This window comes from Streptomyces sp. NPDC054956 (assembly GCF_053609185.1).
The window spans coordinates 1-9,377 of record NZ_JBSGXB010000295.1; the positions used below are offsets into that span (position 1 = coordinate 1).

Here is a 9,377-nt window from a genome sequence, read left to right on the forward strand (position 1 = left end):
TGCGGCTCCGGCGCGACGCCCGGCTCGGCCTCGGTGACGGCGTCGGCGACGGGCTCGGCCTCGGGCTCCACCACGGGCTCGGCCGCGAGGGGCCCCACGTCGGCCTCGGCCACGGCGACCGGCTCGGGCGCGACGACGACCGGCTCGGGCTCCGGGACGGCCACCGCGACGGGCTCGGCGAAGGCGACCGCGACGGGCTCGGGCTGCGGCTCCTGCCGCGCCTCGGGCTCCGCGAAGGCGGCCGGCTCGGGCTCGGGTGCCGGGGCGGCGGCCACGGCCTCGGGGGCCTGTTCGACCGTCCACGGGGTCCCGGCCTGCACCGGGATCTCGGCCTGCGGGAGGTCCAGGTACTCCGGTCCCGTGGTCGGCGGCCCGGGCTGGCGCACCGGGACGGGCGTCGCGGGGGTGCTCAGCGCGGAGACGAGGGGCTCGGCGGCGGGCACGGCGGGGGCCGGCACCTGCGCGGGCGCGGGCGTCGCGGCGGGACCCCGGTCCGCGAGGGAGCGTACGACTCCCCCGGTGGCCTCGGGCACGGGCGGACCCATGTGCAGCGGGCGCCGTACCGGGGCCGGGGCGGCGGGGGCCGCCGGAACCTGGCCCTGCGGGGCCACCAGGCCGCCGAGGTCGAGCGCGCCGGAGTCCCGGCCGCCGGCCTCGTGGGCGCCGGCGCCGTAGGACGCGTCGGTGAAGGAGGGCTCGGCGAAGGAGGGCTGCTGCGGGAAGGCCGGCTCGGGGAAGGCCTGGTCCGGGAACGACGGCTGCGGGTAGCCCGGGGTCTCGTAGGCGACCGGCGCCTCGGCGGCGGGGACCGGCTGCTGCTGGTAGTCGGGGACGCCCGGGTATTCGGCGTACGGCGCGTCCGCGTACGCGGAGGGCTCGGGGAAGGCGGGTACCGGCGGGACGACCTGGGGGTCGCTCCACGCTCCCTGGCTGCTGGGCATCAGCAGCAGTTCCTCGTCCTCCGGCCCGGCCGGGTCGTCGACGAGGTCCTGGAAGGCGTAGCCCCCGGTCGCGGGCGAGGGCGCGGGGACCTGGGCGGGGACGCCCGGCTGATCCACCATGCCCGTGCTGTCCGGGAGACCCTCGCCCGGAACCTGGCCGGTGTCAGTCATGCGTACCCCTCGCCCATCGGTGTTGCCTCTTCGACCGCCCGGTCGCCCTCGAGGCCGCCAGACGGGATTGCAGTGCGGGATCGCCGTGCGGCGGTTTCGCCTCACGTACGCCCGCACGACAACCAGTAAGTATTGTCCTGCCCGTTCGCCACCGCGGCAGCCATTACCGCCACGGTCCTCTGTGGACTACGCCACGTCTCGTGTCCCGTCCCCCCGCGCGCCCGATCCGTCGGGGGCGGTGTGACGATCGGCCAGCCTACCCCCGGGCCCGGGACCGGGCGGCCTCGGGGACGGTCAGGTCCTGTCCGGGCGGTTGACGGGCCGTTCGGCGGCGAGCAGGAACACCACGGAGCGCTGTCGTTCGGTCCAGGTCCGGGTCTCCAGGCCGACGGACTGCAGCAGCGCGCACTCGACGGCGTACCCGCCCTCGGTCAGGACGCGGCCGATGGCCTCGGCCTCGTCGCGCGTGGAGGCGTGGCTGACGATGCGTTCGGGGCGGCGGTCCGCGACGGCGGCGACGACCTCGGCTCCCCCGCCGCCGACGCGGACGACGTCGGGCTCGGGAAGGTCTTCCAGTACGTGCGGGGCGCGGCCGTTGATCACCTGGAGCTGTACACCCCGGGCGCGGGCGGCGGCGGTTGTGCGTTCGCAAGCGTGCGGGTCGGCGTCGACGGCGATCACGGCGGCGCCGAGTGCGGCGGCGTCCGCGGCGAGGGCTCCGGAGCCGGAGCCGATGTCCCAGACGAGGTCTCCGGTGCGCGGGCCGAGCCGGGCGAGCTGCGCCGCGCGCAGCTGCGTGGACTCCCCTTCTCCGACGTCGTTCTGCGGGCGGGCCCAGCCGCGGACGGCGCTCTGGGCGGCGCTCTGGCCCATGAGCCACGCCGGGTCGGGGGCGGTGGGCTGGCCGCCGATGACGATCACCACGTTGGGGTCGCGCCAGGTGTGGTCGGCGGCCTTGTCGGAGGTGAGGACCGTCACCTGCTCCTTGTCGGTGCCGAGCTCCTCGCAGATGACGAAGGTGCGGTGGACGCCTTCGAGGAGCAGGGCCAGTTCGGCCGGTCCGGCGCCGGGCGAGGTGAGGACGGCGACCTTGGAGTGGGCGCGGCAGACGTTGACGGCGCGGCGCAGGGTGCGGCGGTGGGCGACGACGACCTGGGCGTCGTCCCAGGGCATCCCGGCGCGGGCGAAGGCGGCCGCGACGGCGGACACGGCGGGCACGACCTCGACTTCCAGGCCGTGTTCGGGGGCGCGCAGGGCGCGTACGACTCCGAAGAAGCCGGGGTCGCCGTCGGCGAAGACCACGGCGGTGCCGCGGTGGCCGGCGATCCGGCGGGCGGCGAGGCCGAGGCTGCCGAGCCGGACGCGTTCGGCGGCGGGCGGGACTTCGGGGAGCGCCAGGTGGTGGGCGGCGCCGGCCACCAGCGTGGCCGCGGCGAGCGCGGACCGGGCGGACGCGGTCAGGGGGGAGCCGTCCCAGCCGATCACCGTGACCCGGTCGGCCATCGTCGTCAGTCTCCTGGAGTGGGGGTGGGCGGAGCTTCGTCGGGGGGTGGGGGCACGGTGAGACTACCTGGTCATCAGGTCAGTTCCGGTCGGAGGAGACGGCGTAGCCGTTCGCGTCGGACGCCTGGATCCCGTGATCGGCGTACCCGCCGGCGTAGTGGGCGGAATAGCCCGCCGAGTAGTCCTCCGCGTACCCGTCCCCGTATCCGTCGGAGTACTCGTCGCCGTCCTCGTCGAGGTCCTCGGGGACCAGGCCCCAGACGATGAGGTCGCTGCGGCCGTCGGCCCAGGAGCCGTCGGGGTTCTGGGTGCGCACTATGCACGCGTTGCGCAGGACGCCTTCACTGATGCAACCGATCTTCTGCGCCACCTGCTGGGAGGCGGTGTTGTCGGCGGCGGTGCGCAGCTCGAAGCGTTCGAAGCCCTGCTCCCGGAAGAGCCAGTGGGCGACGGCCCGTACGGACTCGCTGGCGTAGCCCTCGCCGCGGGCCCAGGGGGCGATGACGTAGCCGACTTCGGCGGCCCGCAGGCGCCAGTCGGTGTTCTGGAGGTGGACGATGCCGACCAGCCGCTGGGTGAGGAACTCGGTGACGGCGAGGACGATGCCGCGACCGGCGGTCCGTTCCTCGTGCGCGGCTCTGGTGGCCCAGTCGAGGGCGTGCGCGTGGGTGTAGGGGTGCGGGACCGAGGTCCAGGCGGTGATCTGCTCGTCGTTCATCATCTCGGCGAGCGCGGTGACGTCCTCTTCCTCGAAGGGGCGCAGCACCAGCCGGTCCGTGCTGATGGTGACGTCCGGGAAGGTGGTAGTCATGCGCAGCTCCAAGCCTGAGACCGTGGTGCGACCGTGGTGCGAGGCGACCGTCGTGCGGTCCGTTGTGCGGGCCGCGTCCGCGGGTCGTAGGCCACAGCATGCAGCATCGGCCTGGGGATGTGCAGGGCCGGGCTGCCCGGAAGCGGGCAGCGCCCGGCCCCGTACACCGGTGGGGTGGACGGGGCCGGGCGGCCTGACCTGACCTTGCCTACGGGATCAGGAGGAGGCGGGCTTGCCGAAGGCCGGGACGACCGAGCCCTCGTACTTGTCGGTGATGAACTTCTTGACCTCGTCGGAGTTCAGGAGCTTGGCGAGCTTCTGGATGCGCGGGTCGTCCTGCTTGCCGTTCTTGACCGCGAGGATGTTGGCGTACGGGTTGCCGTCGGCCTTCTCCAGGACGAGCGCGTCCTTGGCCGGGACGAGCTTGGCCTCGATGGCGTAGTTGCCGTTGATGACGGCGGCGTCCACGTCGTTCAGGGCGCGCGGGACCGTGGCGGCCTCCAGCTCCTTGAACTCCAGGCCCTTCTTGTCGGTGATGTCGGACAGCTTGGCGGCGGTGCCGACACCCTCCTTGAGGGTGATGAGCTTGTTGGCGGCGAGCAGCTGGAGCGCGCGGCCCTCGTTGGTGGGGTCGTTGGGGACGGCGACGGTCTGGCCGGCCTTGATGTCGGTGAGGGCCTTGACCTTCTTGGAGTAGAGGCCGAGCGGCTCCAGGTGCACGTTCACGACGGGCACGATGTCGGTGCCGTTCTTCTTGTTGAAGTCGTTCAGGTACGGCACGTGCTGGAAGTAGTTGGCGTCGACCTGGCCCTGCTGGGTGGCGGTGTTCGGCAGGACGTAGTCCGTGAACTCCTTCACCTCGATCTTGAGGCCTTCCTTGGCCGCCAGGTTGTCCTTGACGAACTTCAGGATGTCGGCGTGCGGGGTCGGGGACGCCGCGACGACCAGGGGCTTGCTCTCGTCGACCTTGCCGCCGTCGGCCTTGGTGGAGGACGGGTCCGAGGAGCTGCCGCAGGCGCTCAGGGAGAGGGTCAGCGCGGCGGCGGCGGTGGCGAGGGCGGTGAGCTTGATGTTCTTACGCACGAAGAGTGCCTTTCTTGCTTTTTGCTGTGTGGATGACGGCCCAAGCACGACAAGTGCGGGCTTTCAGGAAAAAGTCTGGAAATGTACGGCTCGGGCCCGGATCAGGCTGTCCGACCGCGCCGCGCGAGGAGGCGTACCACGCCGTCGCCGATGAGCTGGATCACCGTGACGAGCACGATCAGCACGACGACGGTCGCGACCATGAAGCCGGTCTCGAAGCGCTGGAAGCCGTAGGTGATGGCCTTGGAGCCGAGCCCTTCGCCGCCGACCGCGCCGGCCATGGCCGAGTAGCCGATCAGGGTGATCACAGTGGTGGTGACGGCCGCGATCAGCGAGGGCAGGGCCTGCGGGAGGAGCACCTTGCCGACCAGGGTCGGGATGCCGCCGCCCATGGACTCGACGGCTTCGATCAGGCCGTGGTCCACCTCGCGGACGGCGGTCTCGACGAGCCGGGCGAAGAAGGGGATGGCACCGATGGCGAGCGGGACGATCATCGCGGTGGGGCCGATGAAGGTGCCGACGATCGCCGTGGTGACGGGGATGAGGAAGATCAGCAGGATGATGAACGGGAGCGAACGGCCCATGTTCACGATCACGCCGAGCACCTTGTTGACCGGGCGGTTCTGGAGCAGGCCGCCCTTGTCGGTGAGCACCAGCAGGATGCCGATGGGCAGGCCGCCCAGGACGGTCACCAGGGTGGACCACAGCACCATGTAGAGGGTGTCGAAGGTGCCCTGCGTGAGCAGCGGCTGCATTTCGGACCAGGTCACTTCGCACCATCCTTGACCAGCTCGGCGAGTTCGCCGTCCACGTCCACGGCCGCTTCCGCGTCGGCTTCCACCACGTCCACCTGGAGGCCCTGCTCGCGCAGGAATCCGACGGGTACGACGTTGTCCTCGTAGCGGCCGGGCAGCTCGATGCGCATGCGGCCGATCTGCTTGCCGGCGACGGTGTCCATCGCCGCGCCGAGGATCGATATGTCGATGTTGTAGGTGCGGGCCAGCTGGGAGATCACCGGCCGGGTCGCGGTCTCGCCGTGGAAGGTGACGTCGATGACCGTGTGCTCCGCGGTGGTCGCGGTGCCGGTCAGCGGGAAGAGTTCGTGGGCGAGCTGGGAGCCGGGGGTGGCCAGCAGCTCGGTGACGGTGCCGGACTCGACGATCCGGCCCTGCTTCATCAGCGCGGCCGAGTCGCAGACGGACTTGACCACGTCCATCTCGTGCGTGATCAGCAGGACGGTCAGGCCGAGCCGGCGGTTGAGGTCCCGCAGCAGCTGCAGGATCTGACGGGTGGTCTCCGGGTCCAGCGCGCTGGTGGACTCGTCGGAGAGCAGCACCTTGGGGTCACCGGCCAGGGCGCGGGCGATGCCGACGCGCTGCTTCTGGCCGCCGGAGAGCTGTCCGGGGTAGGCCTTGGCCTTGTCGGCGAGGCCGACGAGGTCGAGGAGTTCGGCTGCCTTGCGGGAGCGTTCGCGGCCCGATATGCCGAGGATCTCCAGGGGCAGTTCGATGTTGCCCTGGACGGTGCGCGAGGACAGCAGGTTGAAGTGCTGGAAGACCATGCCGATGCGGCTGCGGGCCTCGCGGAGCTCCTTGCCGGCGCGGCGGCCGCGGCCGGCCAGCGCGGTGAGATCGACTCCGTCGACGCTCACGGTGCCGGTGGTGGGGCGCTCCAGCAGGTTGACGCAGCGGATCAGGGAGGACTTGCCGGCGCCGCTCTGGCCGATGACTCCGTAGACCTCGCCCTGGCGGACGTGCAGGTCGACGCCGTCCAGGGCGGTGACCTCGCGGCCACGGGACTGGTAGACCTTCGTGAGGCCCGATGTGGTGATCACAGGATTTCCGTCGCTGTCGAGTGCGCGGCGCAGCGGGTGCCGCGGCACGGGGCAAACATCTGGGGACGCGATACGGGGCGAACCATCGGAAAACGACGGCGTCGGCGCATGCGCGGGGCAGGAGCGATCCGGGTCGCACAGGGATGCCGGAAGAGGCTCGGCCATCTCGCTTCGGGGCGCGAGACTGCGGGGAAAGGGGCCCTCAGAAGGCGCACATTCGACACATACAACGAGCACCGGGCGTCATCGTCGCCTCGGTCGCAAGGGTGCGGCTGCTCGTCGTGGTCATGGCCCCAGTAAACCAGACGATCCCTGTGACCGATCAAAGGCGTCCGCATACCGGACGGATTTCGGCCACATACCGGACAGCACCGGTCAGGGCCGATCGTCCGTCTCGACGGTCAGACCATCGGCTCCGACCAGCACCGACACGGCCGAGAGGTCCCTCACGACCACGTCCGCGTCGAGCCCGGCGGCGGGGTGCGTTGTGGTCAAGGCCACGGTGGTCATCCCGGCCGCGCGGCCCGCGGTCAGCCCCGCCGGGGCGTCCTCGAAGACCACGCAGCGGGCCGGATCCACGCCGAGCCGGGCGGCCGCCAGCAGGAAGGGCTCCGGGTCGGGCTTGCCGCGGGTGATGTCGTCGGCGGCCACCAGCTCGGGGCCCCCCTCCTTCCCGGCGGCGATGCCGGCCTCGCGCAGCCGGGCCTCGGCGAGCGGGCGGGTGGCCGAGGTGACCACGGCCCAGCGGCCGGCGGGCAGCGCGGAGAGCAGTTCCCTCGTGCCGGGCAGCAGGACGACACCGCCCGCCACGTCCTCGATCTCCAGGGCCTCGATCCGGGCCAGCGCCCCCGCCCTGGCCTCCTCGGGCAGCAGGTCGGCGATGATCTCCGCGGCCGGGCGGCCGTTCAGCTCGACCGCGTCGAAGGCCTCCTGCGCGATCCCGTACTCCCGGGCCCAGCGGGTCCAGCAGCGGAACACCGATTCCATCGAGGAGACGAGCGTGCCGTCGTTGTCGAACAGCAGCGCGTCGAAAAGCGGTCCGTGCGTCCCTTGCAGCTTCATGTCTTCCAGGAAAGCCCGGGGGCAGGGGTGAGCGCATCGGGTCTTTCGGCCCGTAATACCCTCGCTGCATGCTCGACGCCCTGACGGTCGCCATCGGCGTGGCCGCACTCGCCCTCGCCGCCTGGTGCGGTTTCGCCGCCTCGCGGAACCAGCCGACCAAGGACTGGCACTTCATCGGCATGGCCGTGGTGACCGTGCTGGTCCTGGCCCAGCTGGTGATCGGCCTGATCCAGCTCGCCCGCGGCGAGAAGCCCGGACAGGGCACGGTCCTCTTCGTGGCCTACCTGCTGGGCGCCCTCGCCGCGATTCCGGCCGCCGCGCTGCTCTCGGTGACCGAGCGCAGCAAATGGGGTTCGGTGACGGTCGCCGCGGGTGCGGTCGTCCTCGCCGTCCTGGAAGTACGGCTCTACGACATCTGGGGAAACACCGGTGCCTGACACGGACACGAACACGGAATCCACCGGGCCCGCCGCCGGGCGGCGGCGCCTGGTCACCGGGCCGGGGGTGCTGCTGGTCTGGCTCTACGGGGTGATCACGGTCGGCGCGGTCTCCCGCTCGCTCTACCAGATCTCCACCGAGTTCGACCGGGCCCCGCTGGCGTACTCGCTGTCGGCCGTGGCCGCCCTGGTCTACGCCTTCATCACGTACTCACTGGTCCGCGGCGGGGAAACGGCCCGCAAGGCGGCGCGGATCTGCTGCGCCGCCGAGCTGACCGGCGTACTGACCGTCGGCACCTGGACGCTGCTGCGCCCCGAGGCCTTCCCCGACGCGACCGTGTGGTCGGACTTCGGAATGGGCTACCTGTTCATCCCGGTGATCCTGCCGATCACCGGGATGCTCTGGCTCCGCGCGAAGCGCTGAGCACAGGGCGCCGGGCGGTGGCCGCTAGGCGCTGACCGCGAAGTCGGTGGCCTCCTTGGCCTCCTTCTCCAGGATCACCAGGCGGACGCCGTCGGACGCGGTGCGCCCGCCGACCTGGGTGTAGCCGGCCTTGCGGTAGAGCCGCAGGTTCGACTCGCTCTTGTGGCCGGTGAACAGCCGGAAGCGGATGGTCCCGTCGTGGCCGGCGAGGATCTCCTCGACCGCGCTCAGCAGCCGGGCGCCGAGCCCGTGGCCCTGGAGGCGGGGGTGGACGCAGAGCTTGGCGATCTTGCCGGTGCCCTCTTCGTCGACGTTGCCGCGCACGGCTCCGACGATCTCGTCGCCGAGCCGGGCCACCAGGACGGTGTCCGAGGCCAGCTCCTGCTTGAGGGAGTCCAGGGACTGGGTGAGCGGCTGGATGCGGTAGTTGCCGTACAGCTCGGCTTCGCTCTGGAACGCCAGGTACTGCAGTTTGATGATCTGCTCGGCGTCCTCGGCAGCTGCCGCCGAAATGGTCACGCTCATGCCCATGTGCGCATGCCTCCCGCTCACCTGGTAGCCCTGTGGTCTACCGCTCCATTCCCCGCAGGTCGGGAGCCGCAACCTCTACGGCCAGCATTCTGCGCAGACATCCCAGGCATCGGGAACGGACGGGCCCCAAACTTCCTTGTGAGATACCCAACTCTCCTGCGATTTCACGGTAAGTGAGGTCCCTGGGCGAAAGGAGTGCCCTCATGAGCTCCGGACACCGCCCGGGCAATCGGGCGACCGCCGATCGGAGGGCCCGGTTCTCCTCGCCGTGCAGGAGGGCGTCTTCCGGTTCCGCCCCCGTACTGCTACGGGCGGTGTGGTCGTAGGGCACTTCGCGCCGGGCCCGGCGCCGCGCCAGCCGGGACTCCGCGCGCACCGCCCGGCGCAGCCAGTCCGCGGGCTCCGAGGGGGTGCGCCGGTGCTCCAGCAGCCTGACCCAGACGGCTTGTTCCAGGTCGGCGGCGTCCACTCCGGTGCCCGCGGTCTCCGCGGCCGCCTCGGCGCGGAGCAGCGGGCGGAGCTTGTCGAGCAACTCGGCGAGTTCAGCCTTCAGCAGGTCCATGCCGGGCGGGACGAGTGG

General features: G+C 71.6%; 10 protein-coding genes and 1 pseudogene. 2 read left to right on the forward strand and 9 right to left on the reverse strand.

Annotated features, from left to right (window positions below):
- The 7 genes and pseudogenes from ACWGDE_RS31660 to ACWGDE_RS31690 all read right to left on the reverse strand — a co-directional run.
- Positions 1 to 1,112, reverse strand: a pseudogene (locus tag ACWGDE_RS31660) (nicotinate-nucleotide--dimethylbenzimidazole phosphoribosyltransferase); the annotation flags it as partial.
- 294 nt (positions 1,113 to 1,406) lie between these two features.
- On the reverse strand, positions 1,407 to 2,615 hold the full coding sequence (gene cbiE, locus ACWGDE_RS31665; RefSeq protein WP_453392474.1) for a precorrin-6y C5,15-methyltransferase (decarboxylating) subunit CbiE: 1,209 nt from the start codon (positions 2,613 to 2,615) through the stop codon (positions 1,407 to 1,409).
- Positions 2,616 to 2,694: 79 nt separating this feature from the next.
- Entirely contained in the window at positions 2,695 to 3,426 is a 732-nt protein-coding gene (locus tag ACWGDE_RS31670; RefSeq protein WP_453392475.1) for a GNAT family N-acetyltransferase, read from the reverse strand.
- Positions 3,427 to 3,642: 216 nt separating this feature from the next.
- Positions 3,643 to 4,509, reverse strand: a complete 867-nt coding sequence (locus ACWGDE_RS31675; RefSeq protein ID WP_453392476.1) for a MetQ/NlpA family ABC transporter substrate-binding protein — start codon at positions 4,507 to 4,509, stop codon at positions 3,643 to 3,645.
- A gap of 101 nt (positions 4,510 to 4,610) precedes the next feature.
- Entirely contained in the window at positions 4,611 to 5,279 is a 669-nt protein-coding gene (locus tag ACWGDE_RS31680) for a methionine ABC transporter permease (protein WP_453392477.1), read from the reverse strand.
- Positions 5,276 to 6,343, reverse strand: coding sequence for a methionine ABC transporter ATP-binding protein (locus ACWGDE_RS31685; RefSeq protein WP_453392478.1), 1,068 nt, complete (start codon positions 6,341 to 6,343; stop codon positions 5,276 to 5,278). Before ACWGDE_RS31685 ends, ACWGDE_RS31680 begins: the two co-directional genes overlap by 4 nt.
- Positions 6,344 to 6,718: 375 nt before the next feature.
- Entirely contained in the window at positions 6,719 to 7,405 is a 687-nt protein-coding gene (locus ACWGDE_RS31690; RefSeq protein WP_453392479.1) for an HAD family hydrolase, read from the reverse strand.
- Positions 7,406 to 7,473: 68 nt separating this feature from the next.
- On the opposite strand from ACWGDE_RS31690, the gene ACWGDE_RS31695 reads away from it, so the two are divergent.
- Both ACWGDE_RS31695 and ACWGDE_RS31700 read left to right on the forward strand, forming a co-directional pair.
- A complete protein-coding gene (locus ACWGDE_RS31695) occupies positions 7,474 to 7,842 on the forward strand; it encodes a hypothetical protein (RefSeq protein WP_453392480.1) in 369 nt (122 codons plus the stop codon).
- The gene (locus ACWGDE_RS31700) at positions 7,835 to 8,266 is read left to right on the forward strand and encodes a hypothetical protein (protein ID WP_453392481.1); all 432 of its coding nucleotides are present in this window, start codon (positions 7,835 to 7,837) and stop codon (positions 8,264 to 8,266) included. The genes ACWGDE_RS31695 and ACWGDE_RS31700 overlap by 8 nt, the downstream gene beginning before the upstream one ends.
- A 24-nt stretch (positions 8,267 to 8,290) precedes the next feature.
- Here the strand turns inward: ACWGDE_RS31700 and ACWGDE_RS31705 are convergent, their stop codons facing one another.
- Positions 8,291 to 8,797: a GNAT family N-acetyltransferase gene (locus tag ACWGDE_RS31705; RefSeq protein WP_453392482.1), complete on the reverse strand. Its 507-nt coding sequence runs from the start codon at positions 8,795 to 8,797 to the stop codon at positions 8,291 to 8,293.
- Between the two features lie 37 nt (positions 8,798 to 8,834).
- Positions 8,835 to 9,359 carry an RNA polymerase sigma factor gene (locus tag ACWGDE_RS31710; protein ID WP_453392483.1) on the reverse strand — a complete coding sequence of 175 codons (525 nt, stop codon included), beginning with the start codon at positions 9,357 to 9,359 and terminating at the stop codon, positions 8,835 to 8,837.
- Positions 9,360 to 9,377: the final 18 nt, after the last annotated feature.